This window comes from Eisenbergiella massiliensis, from assembly GCF_003435485.1.
In genome coordinates, this window is the sequence record NZ_QVLV01000015.1 from 65,592 (window position 1) to 86,401 (window position 20,810).

The window sequence follows — 20,810 nt, forward strand, 5'->3', positions numbered from 1 at the left end:
ACATTTACATTTCAGCTGTGACCAAAACCGACTTCATTTACGCCTCTTTTTCACTGCTTCATCAGTTTTTTCTCCGTGGCCATCAGCCCGTTTTCATAGTTTTCTATCTTCTGGTTCAACCGTTCCAGAGAACGCTGCATATCCTCCATCCTGGCCGTCAGCTGATCCCTCTGCTCCATCAGCAGCGCCTTTCTGGCATCAATGGTGGAATCCCCCTGTTGGAACAGCGCAACATATTCTATCAGCGCCTCTATCTGGACCCCTGCGCTTCTCATACACTTCATCAGCTCTATCCATCTGCAGGATTCCTCATCATAGTTCCTGATGCCGCTTTTATTCCTGGGCACCTGGGGAATCAGCCCGATACGTTCATAGTAACGCAGGGTATCCTGCGTCATACCATATTTTCTGCTCACTTCCGCAATTGTCATAATCACTTGCGCTCCTTCTTAACTTATATTTATTCCCGCGAGCAACGAGCCAAGTAGCCATGCTTGCATGGATATTTGGCGACTGCCGCGAGGGTCAAAGACCCCGTTGCTTGCAGCGGGGTCTTTGATTGCATCAACCTGGTTTCCAAGTCTATCATAACACCTTGTCCCTGCTCCAGGTCAAGATCCAGTGCACACAGCTTATAAAAAATGCATGGTACAGTAGCTATTTACACACGAAATATGCTTGACAGAAAGTGGCCCTGCGCATATAATGAACATTGTTCAGTTGCGAATTTTCCTTTCAAACTAACGATTGATGCAACATCGCAGCCATGTCTGCGATATAAAAGAGGTATAAGCATGAATAAAAATGTCACTTCCAGGCAGGAGCTGATTGACGCTGCCATGGAAATTTCACGCACGGAAGGCGTCCATAAAGTGAACATCCGCAACATAGCCAAAAAATGCTCCATTTCAGTGGGTGTCCTGTATAATTATTTCCCGACAAAAACGGATTTGATTTTTGCTGTGGTGGAAGGCTTCTGGACGGATGTTCTGCGCACCCTTACCGGTATGGAACCAAAAACAGCCGGATTTACCGACTTTGTAGCTTCCTTATATGAAATAATGAATGCCCATCTCAATGATTTTGAACGTGACTGGCTTGCCCAGCTCGAAACCATGGATCCGGAAGATAAAAAAAGAGGACGCAGGCTGGAGGAACAGTGCTTCCAGGTACTCAGAAACCTTCTCCGGGACGCCCTTGACAGAGATCCGTCTGTTTCCCCGGATATCTGGAACGCGGATTATACGAAGGAACAGTTTGTGGAATTTGTTTTCCATCATTTGATGTCCCTGTTGCGCTCCGGCGCTGATAACTGCAGCTTTTTTACCAAAACCCTGCAGCGGATTCTGTATTAAAAAACCGGCAGCGGAATTTGCACTCATTGCGCCATCCGCCGCCGGGATATATTTACACTCAATATGAACATCGTTCACAACAAGGAGGTTCCCCATGAAAGTATCAAAGAAAACTCTGCTTCTTATTGCAGGCACGGTATGGCTGATCGCCGGAATTAATATTCTGCGCATCGGCCTTACCGTCCGCACGGAAAAATGGTCGCTGCCCATGTGCCTGTTAAGCCTGGCCGTCCTTCTTTCCTTCCACTTTTTTGTTTTCCGTAAAATGGTTGGCAAGCACACCTGCCGGATTGTCGGATATGAAGAAGAATTACAGCCCTTTTACCGCTTTTTCAACAGGCAGGCCTACTGCATCATGGCCTTCATGATGACCTTCGGCATCGGCCTGCGCGTCTCGGGGCTTGTTCCTGAGGTTTTCATCGCCGTCTTTTACAGCGGCCTGGGGCTCTCCCTTATTATTGCAGGCCTGGGCTTCTGCCGGCAGTTTATTAAATACCCGTAACGTTTTTTGTTTCTTCTCAGTTTCTGCACTTTACTGCCGGTCAGTTGCAGATATTTTCCTCTTTCTGCATCCTGAACTGTACAGGCGTAATCCCGTAAGACTTTTTAAAAAGCCGGTTAAAATGCTCCACGCTTTCATACCCTACGTCTGCGGCAATGGATTCCACGGTCTGGCCCGACTCCTTTAAAAGGGTCCTGGCCTTTCGCATCCTGGCTTCCCTGACCACATCCTGGAAATTCATGCCTGTTCTGCTTTTGATATATTTTGAAATATAGGGCCTTGAGAGGTTAAAATTCTCAGCCAGATTTTCCAGCGTCACCTCCGAATAATGCCCATTAATATATTTTATAATGTCCACGATTCTTTCCTCCCTGCCTTCCCGAAGATTTTCATTTTCCGCCAGCTTATTGCCCGCCGATACCAGCGCCGCAACGGAGCTTTTGATGATATCCTCATCGATTCCCACGCCCCAGTACTCCTTCCCTTTGCAGGTAATTCCCACATAGGCCGCCGCCTTGGATGAGGAACCCCTGGAAATCGCGTGCTCCTCATAAACCGTCAGCTCATAGCTGATTCCAAAATACATCTTAATGGCGTTACTGACCGCATCCAGCCGCCCGTTACCGGTAGTTTCAATCACTCTTTTTTCTTTTCCCTGTTCAATGGTCACCTGCGCCGTAATCCCGTTCTCCTGCCGGAAATGGCATTCAGGGATATGAAAAATGCTTCTTGGCAAAATATAATTTTCTTCAAAAATCTGATAAATATCCGCCGGTGCCAGCTCCTGGTGCCTTCTGTCGGAAACGCCCTTGACCAGATATCCCACCTCTTCCTTCATGCCGTCCGGAAGGGAAATCCCATAATTCTGCTTCAGTATAAAAGCAATCCCTCCCTTACCCGACTGACTGTTAATCCGGATAACATCGGATTCATACTCCCTGCCCACGTCCCTGGGATCTATCGGCAGGTAAGGCACCGTCCACCGGCTGCCGCTCTTGCCTTCCTTCCGCCATGCCATGCCCTTGGAAATTGCGTCCTGATGGGAGCCTGAAAATGCCGTAAATACCAGGTCACCGGCATAAGGCGTTCTTTCATTCACCTTCATTCCCGTCAAAAGCTCATAGGTCTCCCGGATTTTCATAATATTTCCAAAATCCAGCCCCGGTTCCACGCCATGGCAGACCATATTCATGGCCACCGTAACAAGATCCACGTTTCCGGTCCGCTCCCCGTTCCCGAATAAAGTGCCCTCCACTCTGTCCGCGCCGGCCAGGATTCCGAATTCCGCGTCGCTGATACCGCAGCCCCTGTCGTTATGAGGATGTACGCTGAGCACAACCCCGTCCCTGTATTTCAGATTTTTATGGATATATTCCACCTGACAGGCAAATACATGCGGCATGGCAACCTGAACCGTGGTAGGTATGTTGATAACGGCCTTATGCTCCTTATCCGGCTTCCACACATCCAGCACCGCATTGCATACCTCCACCGCATAATCCACTTCTGTCCCGGGAAAGCTCTCCGGGCTGTATTCAAAGGTAAAGTTCCCTTCTGTTTCTTCCGCCAGCGTCTTAAGCAGCTTCGCGCCGTCCACCGCCAGCTTTTTCACCTCTTCCCTGCTCTTTCCAAACACCTGCTCCCTCTGTGCCACAGAGGTGGAATTATAAAGGTGGACGATGGCATGAGGCGCGCCCTTCACAGCTTCAAAGGTCTTTCTGATAATATGCTCCCTCGCCTGGGTAAGCACCTGAATCGTCACGTCCTCCGGAATCATATCTCTTTCGATTAACGCCCTGATAAACGCATATTCCGTATCAGAGGCCGCCGGAAAGCCCACCTCGATTTCCTTAAAGCCGATTTCCACCAGCATCCTGAAAAATTCCAGCTTTTCTTCCAGTCCCATCGGCTCAATGAGCGCCTGGTTCCCGTCTCTGAGGTCCACACTGCACCAAATCGGCGCTTTTTCAATTGTATCCTTTTTCACCCAGTCATAAGTAACCTCGGGCGGCATAAAATAAGCTCTGCCATACTTTTCTGCTGCTTTCATTCCTTTTCCTCCTTACCGGTTCCGGATTTCCGGCTGCGCCTGCAGAAGGCTTTTTCCAGGATGCTTTTAATCAAAAGCCCTGCTAGAAGTGCGCCTTACCGCCGGCCATCTGCTTTACGGGACAAAAAAAGTCTCTATAAAAATGACTTCCCGAAAATCCGGTCATTCTTATAGAGACGTAAATTCACCTTTACGCGGTACCACTCTATTTCATGCTGCTTACGCACCATGCACTCAACGGCACTAACATGCCTTTCCTCTTTCTACGGCGGGTATTCCGTCTGCACCTACACAGCCCCTGCGGGCCTTCAGTCAGCTGCTCCAAGGTCAGTTCACAATCCGCTTCTGACTGCCTCGCACCGCCCGGCAGTTCTCTGTTTTCCAGCTTCTGGCTACTACTCCTCTTCTCAGCATTTGTTTCATATTCAGTTTTGTAAATACTAACACAGATTAAAAAATCCTACAAGGTATAATTTTAATCAATATTATTGATTTATTTTAACATTTATATCTGACAGGGGAGTACAGCAGCAGTTCTTTCCCTTCCATTAACCGGTGAAAAGACAGTTTTTACCCTCATTTTACTAAAACCTTCAGGAAAGCGGCCACATTCATCCTGTGAAGCTAAGTTTCCAGGCCAAAGCCCACGGCTTCCGCCACCCTTATGTCAAGGCCACGACAAAAAATTTAATACATTCGTTGGCGTAATTTATCTTAATAACAGAGCAACAGAATATTATAATTACGCATTAATATATTTCTTTAACCTCTCAAGCCCTCTCTCTCCGAAAGGATTTCCGGGATTATATTTACAGACTTCTTTATATAGTATCACAGCCTCAATCTGCCTGTTACAGCTTTCATATAATTTTGCAAGTACTGTACGGGCATGCAAATTTTTGGAGTCTATTTTTATGACCTCTCGGAGGACTTCTTCCGCTTCTTTTTCACGTCCCTTTTGTTTCGAGAGCAGTTTTCCCAATTCCGTTCGAGACATAATATTTTTGGAATCTATTTTTATGACCTCTCGGAGGACTTCTTCCGCTTCTTTTTCACGTCCCTTTTGTTTCGAGAGCAGTTTTCCCAATTCCGTTCGAGACATAATATTTTTGGAATCTATTTTTATGACCTCTCGGAGGACTTCTTCCGCTTCTTTTTCACGTCCCTTTTGTTTCGAGAGCAGTTTTCCCAATTCCGTTCGAGACATAATATTTTTGGAATCTATTTTTATGACCTCTCGGAGGACTTCTTCCGCTTCTTTTTCACGTCCCTTTTGTTTCGAGAGCAGTTTTCCCAATTCCGTTCGAGACATAATATTTTTGGAATCTATTTTTATGACCTCTCGGAGGACTTCTTCCGCTTCTTTTTCACGTCCCTTTTGTTTCGAGAGCAGTTTTCCCAATTCCGTTCGAGACATAATATTTTTGGAATCTATTTTTATGACCTCTCGGAGGACTTCTTCCGCTTCTTTTTCACGTCCCTTTTGTTTCGAGAGCAGTTTTCCCAATTCCGTTCGAGACATAATATTTTTGGAATCTATTTTTATGACCTCTCGGAGGACTTCTTCCGCTTCTTTTTCACGTCCCTTTTGTTTCGAGAGCAGTTTTCCCAATTCCGTTCGAGACATAATATTTTTGGAATCTATTTTTATGACCTCTCGGAGGACTTCTTCCGCTTCTTTTTCACGTCCCTTTTGTTTCGAGAGCAGTTTTCCCAATTCCGTATGAGGATGAAGATTTTTGGGGTCAATCTTAATTGCCTCTCGGAGGACTTCTTCCGCTTCTTTTTCACGTCCCTTTTGTTTCGAGAGCAGTTTTCCCAATTCCGTTCGAGACATAATATTTGGGGAGTCTATTTTTATGACCTCTCGGAGGACTTCTTCCGCTTCTTTTTCACGTCCCTTTTGTTTCGAGAGCAGTTTTCCCAATTCCGTTCGAGACATAATATTTTGGGAGTCTATTTTTATTGCCTCTCGGAGGACTTCTTCCGCTTCTTTTTCACGTCCCTTTTGTTTCGAGAGCAGTTTCCCCAATTCCGTTCGAGATTGGATATGTTTAGGTTCAATTTGCATTGCCTCTCGGAGGACTTCTTCCGCTTCTTTTTCACGTCCCTTTTGTTTCGAGAGCAGTTTTCCCAATTCCGTTCGGGCTGGTAACTGTTTTGGATAATTGTCTACAACAGTTCTAAATTTTTCTTCGGCAAGTGTATTATCGCCTAAATCCCGAGCCCAAATACCCCATTCTGTATAAAGTTTTGCCAAATCCAGGCTACCATCTATTTCTGGAGCAATTTTATTTAAAATGCTATTTAACGAAACATTATTTCTGAATGTATTTTGCTGAAATCTGGACCATAAATATCCTAAACACAATTTTGCCATTCCTGTATTCGAAAGATTTAAATTATTCTTTGTAATACGATTGTATATTTCATCCATATAATCTCTGTATTTAATCTGACCAACATTATATTTTTTCCCTTTTTGGAATTCTCGTTTATTTACCATATTTATCAAGAGCAATTCAATCTCATTTTCATCCATACATTGTAACAAATTCAGCATTAAAAAATTAATTGAAACTGTTTCCTTATGAAACAAAAAAAACAGTTCTGCAATAACATCATGTTTGGGTTGTAAAGTATCGTTATGAAAAATGACAGGCTCAATATGGCGTGCCATCAACCTTTCATTTAAGAGCCCTCTTAACTTCCTCTCTTTTAATTCAAAATATTTACAAAAAAGCGTAATTGTAATTGGTGTATTAAATATTTTTAACGCAGCAATGACCCCATATAACTCTTTCTGTGTGTATATTTCACCTTTTCCAAATTCACTCTCTATGAAACTTTCCCATTCTTCCCAATCCAATTTAATATCTCCAGGTTTTGACGCTCTTTTCTTTAATTCAAAGAGAGTTCGGTAAATTAGCTCAACCAAGCTAACAGTAGGTTTGCTGTATCTACTCAATACTGTTTGTACACTGCTTAGCCTGTCCTTTTCTTCTACAATTCCCTCCCCTACAAGAAACAGGGTACATTTTTCCAGTATCTTTTTTCTTCTTTCCTGTGTTTCTGGAAATGGATAAGATATGTAGTCTTTCAAAGCAAGTGTTGGCTCAGATTGTCCCAAACCTTGTAAAATAATCATTTGTGCATCATCAAACCAATACAATAAAAAGTCCTGATCAGGATCAGCAAGCAATGTGAGCCTATTTGCTCTCTCGGCCATAATAAGCTGTATCTTATCATTATTCGGCCACGTTTTTTGTAAATTTGAAAAAGAAGCTTTACCTTCATAAGGATTTTCAATACATAATAAAATCCGTTGCCCAACAGGTATCGACGCTATAAGATGATTGAAAAAAGCTGCTGCTTTCTGTTCTGTAATTATGTCCTTGTTTGATAAAGATAACCAGACCGCTACTCCTCCGGAGGAAGTCCATTGCACAGCTGCATGCATCATCAGACTTGTCTTTCCTAATCCGCCATTTCCAGCAATAATAACAGGATGGCCGCCTTCAACTAAATTTTCAACTTTTTTGATAATCTCCATATGAGGAATATTATGCTCCGCACTAACTACTTTAAACATTGTAACAAATCTATTATCCACCATATAGTAACGTTTGACATCTAAATCGGTGCATGAATTTTTTGCATCTACGATGCGCTTTGGAGAAATAACAAACGCTATATCACTGATGTTTTGTTGCTTTAATTGATTTGCTAAACCCGAAACTCCCTCTAGATTTTTCTGCAAAGAAATTAGTGTCTCTGATAATTTATCCAACTTATTCTGTGTCAGAATGTCATGCAGCCATTCCACAAAATCCGGATTTTCCATCCAAGCCTCCAACAGATATGCTAACATGATTTCTGCCTCTGCTTTACTTGCAATTTTTAAAGACACCATATCGGTAACGCTTGGAACAGTATCACGTTTTAGACACGACTCCCAATACCCAAGGATATGTTTTTCCAATGGCGTGCCTATCTCATCTTTCCTATATTGACGGTATTCACAATATGAATCATATGCCTCTTTTGATTTATTGCGTATAGCGGCAAACGTTTCCTTAATATGGGTGTCATCTTGATTTTTAAAATGATCATAAAGAGTTATAATAGACCCTGCAAACCCAATCTTAGTATTTAAACTACTTAAAATTTGTTCTAAAATAGTACCCATTGAAAATTCCTCCCAATAATATAACTCCAATTTGTCGCATTTAAATTTAAAAATATTATATCACTATATGTCATATTGTTGGTAATAAAAGGTTAAAATAAAACAAATCTCAGCAAAACTATTTACGATAGACACAAAGTTTTGTCGAATCCTGTCGTCACGAACTTAGTCATACAAGCACATACACGCCTCCGTTTGGAGCATTACCCGCAGTATAAAAAATCCGCATCCCCTTTTTTCAAAGGCAGATGCGGATTTTTATACCGGAATGAATTCCATGGAGTTCTTTCCGGTTAATACTTTACTTTCCCATAACTGAAACTATTTCCAGTTAACGATCTTTCCGAAGTCAGGCTTCAGAGCTGCGCCGCCTACCAGGCCGCCGTCAATATCAGGCTGAACGAACAGTTCCGGAGCGGTAGCTGCATTTACAGATCCGCCGTACTGGATGCGGATAGCTTCTGCAGTTGCTTCGTCATAGATTTCACCGATGCATACACGGATTGCAGCACAAACCTCCTGCGCCTGCTCTGTGGTTGCAGTCTTGCCGGTTCCGATTGCCCAGATAGGCTCGTAAGCGATAACGGCTGTCTTAGCCTGCTCCGCTGTTACGCCCAGGAATGCAATCTTAATCTGCTGACGAATCCAGTCGATAGTAATTCCCTGCTCTCTCTGAGTAAGGGACTCGCCGCAGCAGATAATAGGAGTAATGCCATGCTCAAAAGCTTTGAGAACCTTCTTATTAACGGTCTCATTCGTTTCTGCAAAATACTCTCTTCTTTCAGAATGTCCAATGATAACGTATTTAACGCCAACATCAGTAAGCATATCAGGAGCGATTTCTCCGGTGTAAGCACCTTTCTCCTCATAATACATATTTTCAGCACCGATTTCGATGTTGCTTCCCTTAGCAGCTTCAATAGCGGGGATGATATCAATTGCAGGCACACAGAATACTACGTCAGCATCTTCTGTTGCTACAAGAGGCTTTAAGGTATTGATTAATTCAACAGCCTGGCTGGGAGTCATGTTCATCTTCCAGTTTCCGGCGATGATTTTCTTTCTTGCCATGATTATGGTCTCCTTAATATAAAAGTGAATTTTATCGTTTGCGGGAGGCAGCTCGCAGGCTGTCTCCCCGCGTTAAATAATATTATTTGTCATTTGCTGCTGCAACTCCGGGAAGCTCTTTGCCTTCCAGGAATTCCAGGGAAGCGCCGCCGCCGGTGGAGATGTGGCTCATCTTGTCACCAAAGCCAAGCTGGTTAACAGCCGCTGCGGAATCGCCGCCGCCGATGATGGTGGTTGCATCAGTTTCAGCCAGAGCCTTTGCAACTGCAATGGTTCCTTTTGCAAGAACAGGGTTCTCAAATACGCCCATAGGTCCGTTCCAAACAACGGTCTTGGCGGATTTAACAGCGTCTGCATAAGCCTCTGCCGTCTTGGGTCCGATATCCAGTCCCATCATGTCGGCAGGGATTGCATCTGCAGCATAAACCTCAACTTCGATTTCTGCATCGATCGGGCTGGGGAAGGACTTTGCAACAACAGCATCTTCGGGAAGAAGCAGCTTCTTGCCAAGCTTCTCAGCCTTTTCCATCATTTCCTTGCAGTATTCAACTTTTTCATCATCCACTAAGGATGCGCCGATTTCATATCCTTTTGCTTTCAGGAAGGTAAATGCCATACCGCCGCCAATGATCAGGGTATCGCATTTTTCAAGCAGATTGGAGATAACATTCAGCTTATCTGCAACCTTTGCGCCGCCAAGAATAGCAACGAAAGGTCTTACGGGATTCTCTACGGCATTTCCAAGGAAGTCGATTTCCTTCTGCATCAGATAACCAACAACTGCGGTATCAACCAGCTGTGCCACACCAACGTTGGAGCAGTGTGCTCTGTGAGCGGTACCGAAAGCGTCGTTTACAAAAACGTCGCACAGGGAAGCCAGCTCTTTGGAGAAAGCTTCGCCGTTCTTGGTTTCTTCTGCTCTGTAACGGGTATTCTCAAGAAGGATAACGTCTCCGTCCTTCATAGCTTCTACTGCTGCTTTTGCATTAGGTCCAACCACTTCGGGATCTGCTGCAAATTTTACTTCCTGGCCAAGCAGCTCGGAAAGACGTGCTGCAACAGGTGCCAGAGACAGCTCCGGCTTGGGTTCTCCCTTAGGCTTTCCAAGATGGGAGCAAAGGATAACCTTTCCTCCGTCTGCGATCAGCTTTTTGATAGTAGGAAGCGCTGCAACCAGACGGTTTTCATCTGTGATTTTGCCTTCCTTCAGCGGTACGTTGAAGTCGCATCTGCAAAGGACGCGTTTTCCTTTTACGTTGATATCATCAACGGATTTCTTATTCAATGACATGGTAAAAACCTCCTTAAAAATGAAAGAAGGATCCGGCCCTCATCAGACCGGACCCTTTATGAGCCTATGCCTTTACACCAGCTGGATTAAATTATGCTTCCAGCAGCTTGCCAAAGTGTTTGATTGTACGAACCATCTGGCTTGTGTAAGAATTCTCATTGTCGTACCAGGAAACAACCTGTACTTCAGATGTATTCTCGTCAATAGGAAGAACCATGGTCTGAGTAGCATCAAACAGGGAACCATATCTCATACCGATGATATCGCTGGATACGATTTCGTCTGTGTTGTAGCCGAAGGATTCATTTGCAGCAGCCTTCATAGCTTCGTTGATAGCTTCTTTTGTAGGCTGTCCTTTAACTACTGCTGTCAGGATTGTGGTAGATCCTGTAGGGGTAGGAACACGCTGAGCGGAACCGATCAGCTTGCCGTTCAGTTCAGGGATTACCAGGCCGATAGCCTTAGCAGCACCTGTGCTGTTGGGAACGATATTCACTGCTGCTGCACGGCTTCTTCTCTTGTCGCCCTTTCTCTGAGGACCATCCAGAGTCATCTGATCGCCTGTGTAAGCGTGGATTGTGCACATAATACCGCTCTGGATCGGGAAAGCGTCGTTAAGAGCTTTAGCCATGGGAGCCAGGCAGTTTGTTGTACAGGAAGCAGCGGAGATGATGTGATCATCTTTGCTCAGGGTTTCATGGTTTACATTGTAAACGATGGTAGGAAGATCGCTTCCGGCAGGTGCGGAAATGATAACGTGCTTAGCGCCGGCATCGATATGAGCCTGTGCTTTTGCTTTGGAGGTGTAGAATCCGGTACATTCCAGAACTACGTCTACTCCGATTTCTCCCCAAGGAAGCTCTGCAGCGTTAGCTTTTGCATAAATCTTGATTTCTTTTCCATCAACAGTGATGGAATCTTCGCTGAAAGATACCTTGTCTGCCAGAGCGTATCTGCCCTGTGTTGAATCATATTTCAGTAAGTGAGCCAGCATTTCGGGAGATGTTAAATCATTGATTGCTACGATTTCAAATCCTTCTGCTCCGAACATCTGTCTGAAAGCAAGACGTCCAATACGGCCAAAACCATTAATTGCTACTTTTACTGCCATTTTTAATTCCTCCTAAAAATGTTTTTTTATATTCTTTTATCAAGCACAGCAAATGGACCCACGTCCAGCGTAAGTCCTCACCTTGGACATTGCGGATTGGCATCCGGGCCTGTCCCAAAAGCTTGACAAAATTTTATCAGCACAATCATTTTACCTAATCTGCATAAAAATATCAAGACGTAATTAAAAAATTATTGGAAATCGCCCATTATTTTACAAAAAGTTTATAATTGAAGGGAGTACGCCCCCCGGGGCTATCGTAAAAATAAAAGGAAAGGGGTGGTTTGGGAATAGTTTGAGGGGGGTAATTTTCTTTGCGTTTTTTTTGGGGATAGGATATACTTTTTAGAAGGATTTCACTTTTTATATATAATAGTGGATTGTTTAATGATGATAAGAAAGGCGGTTTTTGTATGGCTATTCGGGCGGATTTTCATTTGCATTCTTCTTTTTCGGGGGATTCTAAGGCTCCTATGGGGGAGATGGTTGAGAGAGGGATTGCGTTGGGGCTTGGGCAAATGTGTTTTACGGAGCATATGGATTTTGATTTTCCGGTTTCGGAGGGGATTCCGAAGGGATTTTTTGAGGTGAATACGGATGCTTATCTGTATGAGCTGCTGCGGTGCAGGGCGGTTTATGGGGACAGGATTAAGCTTTGCTTTGGGGTGGAGCTGGGGCTGCAGGCTTATCTGGCCGAGGTGCAGGAGGGATATGTGAATTCTTTTCCTTTTGATTTTATTATCGGGTCTTCGCATTTGTGTAATGGGAAGGATCCGTATGATGCGGGGTTCTTTGCGGGGAGAAGTGAGGAGGAGGCTTACAGGGAGTACTTCGAATCCATAATTGACAATCTTGAGGTGTTTCATGATTTTGATATTTATGGGCATCTGGATTATGTGGTGCGGTATGGTCCGGATCAGGATAAGTTTTATACATATGAAAAGTATCGGGATTTGTTTGAGAGGATGCTGGAGCTGCTGTTGGAGAATGGGATTGGCGTGGAAGTCAATACCGGGGGGATCGGTTATGGGCTGAAGGAGCTTCATCCGTGCCGGGAGGTGCTGAAGCGTTATCATGATCTGGGCGGGGAAATTGTGACGGTCGGGTCGGATGCTCACAGGCCTGCGGATATTTGCAGGGAGTTCAAGAGGGCTGAGGAGTTTCTCAGGGACTGTGGTTTTTCTTATTATACGGTGTTTGATAAGCGTACTGCTTCTTTTATAAAGCTGTAGGCTGTCTTTTTCCGGCTCCTTATACGGTTTTGCAGGAGGGCTCCTCAGTTGGTCTTTTCCGGGGAGTTTTCTCCGGGGAACTTTTTTCGGGGAGGCTTCCTTTGGAGCCGGACAGACAGTGGTAATTTCCCGGAAGAGGCGGTTACATGCCGCAGAGGACGATGACCCGTTCCGGTGTTGTCTGTGCGGGTATGCTTCTGGTGGTCTGGCTGTATTGTACGGCCAGGGTATGGTTTCCCGGGTTTCCCATGAAGGTCTGGTTATTTGAGGTAACTACCTGGGTGGTGGGAGCCAGGTTGAGCTTGAGGCTCTGGTCGCTGCTCATGAGGAGGTTGTTGAAGTATCCCACGAAGACATTCTGGCCTTCCTGGCGGGGCGCGATGACCGCCGCTTCATATTGGGGCGGATAAATCGCAGGGACCGCTGTGTCGCCGCTGTAGAAAACGGTAACGGGCATGCTTTCATAAAGGGTGGTATAGTCTACCACGAAGGTGGAGGCGTTCATTAAAAAATTTACGGTATTTCCCGCTTCATTTTCTACGGTCACCATCTGGGTGCATCCGTCATATCGTCCCATCATTCCCGGTGCAATTTCCAGGTGGGTGACAACGCCTTCAAATACCATGTAGACAGGTCTCTGTCTCATTCTGTACGAATTAAAATCCATATCCAATTTTCTGTTTTCCTTTATGGCCTTTTTCTTATGTTTATGCGGTAAAGGGAAAGAAGTGCCTGTAGCATCCCATTTCCGGCCAAAACCGCCCTATCGGGCAGGGCGTCTGCTGCCGGGACAGTGAAGTTTGCTACATTCGCTTAAAACATTTCTTCAAATTTCCTTCATAATCCAGGCTTCCGTCCAGTCCGAAGGCTTTAAAAGCTGCATTTTTATCCCTTTTATTCGCCGGATGGTTCAGCTTTCTCCGGGCATTGCTGCGGTAATAGGGTTCGTTGGAATGTGCATTGATGCATTCCTGCAGTGCATCCAAATCCAGAGAAAAACCAATGCCTTCATTCCTGTAGTCTTTGTGGCACCAATCCTCATCATCGTACGCTTCAAATTCAAAAAGGGACAGTTCCCTGTATATCAGGCCGTATTGAAGGTATGCGATGTCTCTGTCCTGGTAGTTTATGCTTTTGCTGGTTGAGATTGGCGCATCATCCAGATCCCGGTTTGTTACCTTTCTGTTTCCGATGATTTTATACTCGCCATAATAAATTCGGTTGTCCATGACGGCCTGGGGCGGCAGGGAAAGTCCCCGTTCCAATTCATCGATATCTGCATTGATATTATCGCTGATTTTATGGTACACCTTTACAATAAGCGCCGGGCCCATCAGATTAGCCAGGCCATAATTCTTATTTTGCTTAAATTCTTCTGTTCTCCTGCGTTTTGCGACATCGATTAAGATTTTCCCGAAGCCATACTGTCTTCTTCCGATTTTGAAGGTGAAAATATCGCCCTCTTTATATTTCTGATGTACTCTTTTCTCGTATTTAAAGCGTTCCAAATCCTCAAGGTCATCTTGTGTAGTTTCCTCTATCCAGTTTTTCAGCCAGTTTTCCAAAACCGGGGCAGTGACATCGTTTTTGATATCTTCAAAATAGAAGGTCTTTTGTGTCGTATAATTTGCTATCGTTATACAGCTTCCTTCGCATGCAAAATATACATTAACAGGCCTGAAGGACTGTGTGGCGGTAAAATTCAATTTCTTAGGCTTTCCTTTTGCAGTTTTGGGCAGGACCAGCTTTTTGTTTTCTGCAGTCTCTACATAGAGTTCACTTTCCCTGTATCTGAAATTTTCCTCCCGGCAGTATGAAGTTATAATTTCCTTTTTAATAATATTCCCGTCAAAATAATATAGGGTGCCTTTGATATCCATCACTTCCCAATGCGCTTCCACAGGTTCCAGCCCCAGATACCTTCTTTGTTCATTAGTTAACATAAATTTGTTATCCACAAAGGTTCTCCTTCCTTTTCTATGCCACAGCGTGTACTAAGTTAAAATGAACGCTTCTTCGGCCTTTTTATCATTCTACTACAATTCCGGATCCATGGATATAGTGTATTCGCAGCACAAAACCTGACAGAACTATCAACGGCAAAACGGCATAGTCTGCACGACTATGCCGTTTTGTCTCTCTATTTTTTCCGCAGGCTGCGGCTTGAACGGACAGCGCCAGGATAAACGCATCAGCGCAGGCGCTGTCCTTCCCTACTTCCGGGTCTGCAGCATCAAGCCGTCTTTCTTTTTACTCTATGGTTCCGCCGCCCAGTACATATTCGCCGTCATAGAAAACAACGGCCTGGCCCGGGGTTACGGCGCGGACCGGCTCTTCAAAGGTGCATTTGATTCGGTCCTCTCCTGTCTTTTCTATGAGGCAGAAGGTGCCGCTGTGGCCATAGCGTATTTTGGCTTTCACACGCATGGGCTGCTCCAGATCCGGGACGGACATGAAATTCAGGCCGCTGCAGGTGAGTGTGCGTGAAAAGACATCTTCATTTTCTCCGATGATAACTTCATTGGTTTCCGGGTTGATCCGCGTGACAAAGACCGGATGTCCCATGGAAAGGTTCAGGCCCTTTCTCTGGCCTACGGTATAGTGGGTGATGCCTTTATGTTTCCCAAGGATTTCTCCGGTAACGGATACGAAATTGCCGGGGCCGGGGACAGAGTCTGTGCATTCCCTTTCGATAAAAGCGGCATAATCGTGATCCGGTATAAAACAGATTTCCTGGCTGTCTTTTTTGTGCGCTACCGGCAGCCCCGCTTCCCGGGCTATCCTGCGGATCTCATCCTTAGGGTAGGCGCCTACAGGCATCAGGGTATGGGCAAGCTGCTTCTGGGTCAGGTTGTAAAGGGCGTAAGTCTGATCCTTTGCCGCCGTAACGGAATTGCGTATAGCGTATCTTTTGTTGGGAAGCTGTTCAATGCGGGCATAGTGGCCGGTTGCGATATAATCGGCTCCCAGTCCCAGGCTTTTGGTGAGCAGGGATTCCCATTTCACATACCTGTTGCAGGCAATGCATGGGTTGGGGGTTCTGCCCTTCAGGTATTCCGCCGTAAAATAATCCATCACATATTTTCTGAATTCCTTCTTGAAATTCATAACATAGTAAGGAATATCCAGCTTTTCGGCAACCCTCCTGGCATCGTCCACAGCGCTCAGGCCACAGCAGCCTCCGTTTTCTTCCCTGGTTTCCTCCGCCTCATCCTGCCAGATCTGCATGGTGACGCCGATGACCTCATAACCCTGTTCTTTCAGCAAAAGGGCAGCCACGGAGGAATCCACGCCTCCGGACATGCCCACAACTACTTTTTTGCTCATATTTTAGTATTCTTCCTCTGCTTCTTCTTCTCCTTCGTGAATATCGGACTTGGGTTTTTCCAGTCCTTCAATGGTAATGCCGTGCTTCTGGGCATAATCCCAGAGCGCCGCATGGATGGCCTCCTCTGCGAGCAGGGAGCAGTGTACCTTTACGGGCGGAAGGCCGTCCAGCGCCTCCATAACCGCCTTATTGGTCACTTCCATGGCTTCCTGGATGCTCTTGCCCTTTACCAGCTCGGTTGCCATGCTGCTGGTGGCAACAGCCGCGCCGCAACCAAAGGTTTTGAATTTAACGTCGCGGATAATGCCTTCCTCGTCAATATCCAGATAAATTCTCATGATGTCGCCGCATTTGGCGTTTCCTACGGTGCCAACGCCGCTTGCGTTCTCTATTTCCCCCACATTACGGGGATGTTCAAAATGATCCATTACTTTTTCGCTGTACATATCGTTATCCTTTCCGTTTCCTGATTGATTTCCTTATTTCTGTTTTTTTACAAAATCCTCGTACAGAGGAGACATATTTCTGAGTTTGGTTACGATTTCCTTAATTGCGGCCACCGTTGTGTCCATTTCTTCCTTCGTATTTTCTTCATTCAATGTCAGACGCAGGGAACCATGCGCGATTTCATGAGGAAGGCCGATGGCAAGAAGGACATGGGAGGGATCCAGAGAGCCCGAGGTACAGGCAGAACCGCTGGAAGCGCAGATGCCTTTCATATCAAGCATGATAAGAAGGGATTCCCCTTCCACAAAACGGAAGCTGAAATTCACGTTGTTTGGAAGCCTTCTGTTACGATCTCCGTTCAGGCGGCAGTAAGGGATTTCCTTTTCAATCTGCTCTATCAGATAGTCTCTCAGTTCGGTTTCCTTTGCCCTTTTCTCTTCCAGAATGGAAAATGCCCGTTTGGCAGCGGCACCCATGCCTACAATGCCCGGAACGTTCTCCGTGCCGGCCCTTCTGCCACGCTCCTGCTGCCCGCCGTGGATAAAGGAACGGATCTTGATTCCTTTCCTGATATAAAGGAAGCCGATTCCCTTCGGTCCGTTCAGCTTGTGCCCGCTGGCGCTGAGCATATCGATATGGCATTCATCCACATTGATCGACAGCTGGCCATAAGCCTGTACTGCGTCCGTATGGAACAGGACATTGTGTCTGGACGCGATTTCACCGATTTCCTTAATGGGCTGGACTGTGCCGATTTCATTATTGGCAAACATGATGGAAATCAGGATAGTGTCCGGCCGGATGGCTTTTTCCAGCTCGTCCAGCTTTACTATACCATTTTCGTCCACATTTACATAAGTAATTTCACAGCCCTTCTTCTCCAGATATTCACAGGTATGGAGAATGGCGTGATGCTCTATTTTCGAGGTGATGATATGCTTTCCTTTGGATGCATAGGCCTCCGCAGCAGCTTTCAGCGCCCAGTTGTCCGCTTCAGAGCCTCCGGCTGTGAAATAAATCTCATTGCTGGCAGCGCCCAGGGAACCGGCTATGATATCCTTCGCCTCGCTCACGGCCTTCTTGCTCTCCGTGCCCAGGGAATAAATGCTGCTGGGGTTCCCGTAGTTCTCCGTGAACCAGGGAAGCATGGCCTGTACCACCTCAGGCGCGGTTTTCGTGGTTGCCGCATTATCCAGATAAATCAGTTTATTCATTATTCTACTCTCCTGTCTGCATGAAATGCATGCTTTTTCTATATGGAGACGGTTTTGGGGGAATATCAATTCCTACTAAACCGCTTCGTTTTCTATGGTTAATATAACACTGCCTCTGCGTTCTGTCAACAGGCTCCTCTGCATATATTTACCAAAAGAGCCATTGCGGTCACTGTTTACAGTCACTGTCCGCGCAAAGATTGGAGCAGTATGCGCATTAAGAAAAACACCCTGATCACCGGAACGATCATTCTTACAGTCACAGGCCTTGCCAGCCGTCTCATCGGTTTCTTTTACCGCATCTTTCTTTCCCGGCTGTTCGGCGAAGAAAATATGGGGATTTATCAGCTGATCGGGCCGGTCATGGCTCTCGTTTTTTCCCTGTCCGCGGCCGGGCTGCAGAACGCCATTTCCAAGTTCGTGGCAGGTGAAACAGCTACCCATGATTATAAAGCATCTTTGCGCATTTTGCTAGTAGGATTTACATTCTCGCTCACTTTATCCACCTGCTGCCTCATTGGCGTTTATAATTTTTCAGATTTTATTGCTTCTTATCTGCTGTTTGAACCCAGATGCGCGCCGCTTCTGCGTATTGCAGCGCTGTCTTTCCCGTTTGCCTCCGTCCATTCCTGCATCAACGGCTATTTTTACGGTGTCAGGAAAACCGGCGTCCCTGCGGCAACCCAGCTTACCGAACAGCTCTTCCGGGTGGGAAGCGTCTTCCTTATCGCTTCCATGTGCATAAAGGAGGGAAAGGAGCCTACCATCGCGGTTGCCGCAGCCGGTCTCGCCATTGGAGAGCTTTCCTCCATGCTTCTTGCCCTTCCCGCAGCATACCTTCATTTTGTAAAAAAAGCATACCCCGGCGGAAGGCCGCCCTCCGGCACGCTGCACCGGAAAGCCACAGGCTCCGGCCCGGCCCGGCTCGTTCAGGCTTATGGCAGGCTGAGCCGTCAGATTCTTGGTTTTGCTGCGCCATTAAGCGCCAACCGGCTGTGCCTGAATGTCCTCCAGGCCATTGAAGCCGCCTGTATTCCGGCAAAGCTGCAGGTTTACGGCCATTCGGTCAGTGATTCCCTGAGTGTTTACGGCGTATTGACGGGAATGGCCCTGCCGCTTATTTTTTTCCCGGGCACACTGACCAACTCTGTTTCCGTACTGCTCATGCCCGCCATATCCGAGGCCGATGCCACAAATAACCAGAAGGTCATCCGCAAAGCCGTCCGCAAATGCCTTGGATACTGCCTTCTGCTGGGCTGTATCTGCCTTGTGTGCTTTCTGACGTTCGGCCCCACGGTGGGAAGGATGCTGTACAACAGTGAAATGGCCGGCCATTTTATTATGATCCTCAGCTTTATGTGCCCTTTTCTGTACCTGAACACCACCCTGACCAGCATTCTCCACGGCCTTGGCAAAACCGGCTATTCCTTTTTCCTCAACCTGACCAGCATTCTGCTGCGTCTGCTTTTTGTCTTCCAGGCCATACCGGTCTATGGAATCAGGGGATATCTGGCCGGTATGCTGCTAAGCCAGCTTTACACCACGCTCTGCTGCCTGATCCCTCTGCGCAAATATCTGCTGCCGGGCTGAACAGACCGATGCCGGCTGGCGGACACAGAGGCGTGGCCACAGGGCAGCGATGGCAGGAGCCCAAACGGGGTGTGAACAGTAACACGTCTGCGCAGACCTGCCTGAAAGCTTCCCCGGAAAACTTGCACATTACGTTTTTCTATATTATAATGTACGCGGACAGTTGCATCCGATACCGCCTGCGGCGGAGACTGCCTGTCCGTGAAGGAGGCTGCCCGAAGGCCGGATGGTTTTCGTTTATCCGGACGACGCGTTTTCATTTCCGGCAGCAATATCGTTCTGACGGCGGAGCAATAACTGCCGGCGGACGGTTTTATTTTTACAGAGGAGATTATGTATCATGAGTTTTGAATTTATAAGGAAATTACCCACCCCTGATGAAATCAGGAAAGAATATCCCATGCCGGAAAGGCTGGTCAGGCTGAAGGAAGAACGGGATCAGGAAATAAGGGATGTCATTACCGGAAAAAGCAATAAATTTCTTGTGATTATCGGCCCCTGCTCCGCAGACAATGAAGACGCTGTCTGTGATTACATAGCAAGACTTGCAAAAGTAAATGAAAAGGTAAAGGACAAGCTAATCCTGATTCCCCGGATTTACACCAACAAACCCCGCACCACCGGCGAAGGCTATAAGGGAATCGTGCACCAGCCTGATCCGGAGAAAAAGCCCGACTTCCTGCAGGGACTCATCGCCATGCGGAAAATGCACATTCGCGCCATCGATGAATCCGGCCTTACCGCTGCAGATGAAATGCTTTATCCTGAAAACTGGCGTTATCTTTCCGATATTCTCTCTTATGTGGCTATCGGCGCGCGCTCCGTGGAGGATCAGCAGCACCGCCTTACCGTCAGCGGCTTTGACGTCCCCGCAGGTATGAAAAACCCTACCAGCGGCGATTTCTCCGTGATGCTCAATTCCGTATATGCGGCGCAGCATCCCCATTCCTTCATCTACCGGGGCTGGGAGGTCAACACCACAGGCAATGAGCTTGCGCATACCGTACTCCGTGGCGCCACCAACAAGCACGGCCGTAATATTCCCAACTACCATTATGAGGATCTGAATACGCTTCTCACCCTCTATAATGAACGGGATCTGAAGAATCCTGCCTGCATCATTGATGCCAACCACAGCAATTCCGACAAAAAGCATGAACAGCAGATACGTATCGTCAAAGAGGTTATGCACAGCCGCAAGCTGAACAAAGACATCCATTCTCTTGTAAAAGGCGTTATGGTGGAAAGCTACATCGAGGAAGGCTGCCAGAAGGTCGGCGGCGGGGTATATGGCAAATCCATCACTGATCCCTGCCTGTCCTGGGAGGACTCCGAAAGACTGATTTATGATATTGCCGAATACGAATAGAATAGAAGCAAAAAACAGGAAATAAAAAACAGGAAATCCCGGAGAAACGGCAGTCTCTCCG

Annotated in this window: 16 protein-coding genes and 1 other annotated feature; of the genes, 5 read left to right on the forward strand and 11 right to left on the reverse strand. The window is 46.4% G+C overall.

Annotated features, from left to right (window positions below; all coding sequences use genetic code 11):
- Nucleotides 1-50: 50 nt before the first annotated feature.
- Nucleotides 51-431, reverse strand: a complete 381-nt coding sequence (locus tag DXC51_RS19265; RefSeq protein WP_021638553.1) for a MerR family transcriptional regulator — start codon at nt 429-431, stop codon at nt 51-53.
- Between the two features lie 363 nt (nt 432-794).
- Here DXC51_RS19265 and DXC51_RS19270 point away from each other — a divergent pair, with 363 nt between their 5' ends.
- Both DXC51_RS19270 and DXC51_RS19275 read left to right on the forward strand, forming a co-directional pair.
- Nucleotides 795-1,355, forward strand: coding sequence for a TetR/AcrR family transcriptional regulator (locus tag DXC51_RS19270; RefSeq protein ID WP_021638552.1), 561 nt, complete (start codon nt 795-797; stop codon nt 1,353-1,355).
- Nucleotides 1,356-1,449: 94 nt separating this feature from the next.
- Nucleotides 1,450-1,857, forward strand: a complete 408-nt coding sequence (locus DXC51_RS19275) for a hypothetical protein (protein ID WP_025491152.1) — start codon at nt 1,450-1,452, stop codon at nt 1,855-1,857.
- A gap of 40 nt (nt 1,858-1,897) precedes the next feature.
- Here DXC51_RS19275 and DXC51_RS19280 read toward each other — a convergent pair whose 3' ends face one another.
- The 5 genes from DXC51_RS19280 to gap form a co-directional block, all read right to left on the reverse strand.
- Nucleotides 1,898-3,907 (reverse strand): 2-isopropylmalate synthase, encoded by a 2,010-nt coding sequence (locus DXC51_RS19280; RefSeq protein WP_021638550.1) that lies wholly within the window; start codon nt 3,905-3,907, stop codon nt 1,898-1,900.
- A gap of 169 nt (nt 3,908-4,076) precedes the next feature.
- Nucleotides 4,077-4,325, reverse strand: a binding site (T-box leader).
- A gap of 324 nt (nt 4,326-4,649) precedes the next feature.
- Nucleotides 4,650-8,096, reverse strand: coding sequence for a tetratricopeptide repeat protein (locus DXC51_RS19285; RefSeq protein WP_117545191.1), 3,447 nt, complete (start codon nt 8,094-8,096; stop codon nt 4,650-4,652).
- Nucleotides 8,097-8,417: 321 nt separating this feature from the next.
- Complete coding sequence (gene tpiA, locus DXC51_RS19290; protein WP_021636646.1) at nt 8,418-9,167, reverse strand: triose-phosphate isomerase; 750 nt, start codon at nt 9,165-9,167, stop codon at nt 8,418-8,420.
- An 82-nt stretch (nt 9,168-9,249) separates the two neighbouring features.
- Nucleotides 9,250-10,458, reverse strand: a complete 1,209-nt coding sequence (locus tag DXC51_RS19295) for a phosphoglycerate kinase (protein WP_021636647.1) — start codon at nt 10,456-10,458, stop codon at nt 9,250-9,252.
- A gap of 91 nt (nt 10,459-10,549) precedes the next feature.
- The gene (gap, locus tag DXC51_RS19300) at nt 10,550-11,569 is read right to left on the reverse strand and encodes a type I glyceraldehyde-3-phosphate dehydrogenase (protein WP_021636648.1); all 1,020 of its coding nucleotides are present in this window, start codon (nt 11,567-11,569) and stop codon (nt 10,550-10,552) included.
- A 413-nt stretch (nt 11,570-11,982) separates the two neighbouring features.
- On the opposite strand from gap, the gene DXC51_RS19305 reads away from it, so the two are divergent.
- Nucleotides 11,983-12,801: a histidinol-phosphatase HisJ family protein gene (locus tag DXC51_RS19305; RefSeq protein ID WP_117545192.1), complete on the forward strand. Its 819-nt coding sequence runs from the start codon at nt 11,983-11,985 to the stop codon at nt 12,799-12,801.
- Nucleotides 12,802-12,943: 142 nt separating this feature from the next.
- Here the strand turns inward: DXC51_RS19305 and DXC51_RS19310 are convergent, their stop codons facing one another.
- From DXC51_RS19310 to nifS, 5 genes are all read right to left on the reverse strand, one after another.
- Nucleotides 12,944-13,468, reverse strand: a complete 525-nt coding sequence (locus DXC51_RS19310; RefSeq protein WP_021636651.1) for a hypothetical protein — start codon at nt 13,466-13,468, stop codon at nt 12,944-12,946.
- A 136-nt stretch (nt 13,469-13,604) separates the two neighbouring features.
- Nucleotides 13,605-14,759 carry an immunity 26/phosphotriesterase HocA family protein gene (locus DXC51_RS19315; RefSeq protein ID WP_117545193.1) on the reverse strand — a complete coding sequence of 385 codons (1,155 nt, stop codon included), beginning with the start codon at nt 14,757-14,759 and terminating at the stop codon, nt 13,605-13,607.
- Nucleotides 14,760-15,051: 292 nt separating this feature from the next.
- Entirely contained in the window at nt 15,052-16,128 is a 1,077-nt protein-coding gene (gene mnmA, locus DXC51_RS19320; protein ID WP_021636654.1) for a tRNA 2-thiouridine(34) synthase MnmA, read from the reverse strand.
- Between the two features lie 3 nt (nt 16,129-16,131).
- On the reverse strand, nt 16,132-16,575 hold the full coding sequence (gene nifU, locus DXC51_RS19325; RefSeq protein ID WP_021636655.1) for a Fe-S cluster assembly scaffold protein NifU: 444 nt from the start codon (nt 16,573-16,575) through the stop codon (nt 16,132-16,134).
- A gap of 33 nt (nt 16,576-16,608) precedes the next feature.
- Nucleotides 16,609-17,790: a cysteine desulfurase NifS gene (nifS, locus tag DXC51_RS19330; protein ID WP_117545194.1), complete on the reverse strand. Its 1,182-nt coding sequence runs from the start codon at nt 17,788-17,790 to the stop codon at nt 16,609-16,611.
- Between the two features lie 210 nt (nt 17,791-18,000).
- Between nifS and DXC51_RS19335 the strand changes: the two genes are divergently transcribed.
- Both DXC51_RS19335 and DXC51_RS19345 read left to right on the forward strand, forming a co-directional pair.
- Complete coding sequence (locus DXC51_RS19335; protein ID WP_117545195.1) at nt 18,001-19,380, forward strand: putative polysaccharide biosynthesis protein; 1,380 nt, start codon at nt 18,001-18,003, stop codon at nt 19,378-19,380.
- A gap of 340 nt (nt 19,381-19,720) precedes the next feature.
- The gene (locus DXC51_RS19345) at nt 19,721-20,749 is read left to right on the forward strand and encodes a 3-deoxy-7-phosphoheptulonate synthase (protein WP_025491143.1); all 1,029 of its coding nucleotides are present in this window, start codon (nt 19,721-19,723) and stop codon (nt 20,747-20,749) included.
- Nucleotides 20,750-20,810: the final 61 nt, after the last annotated feature.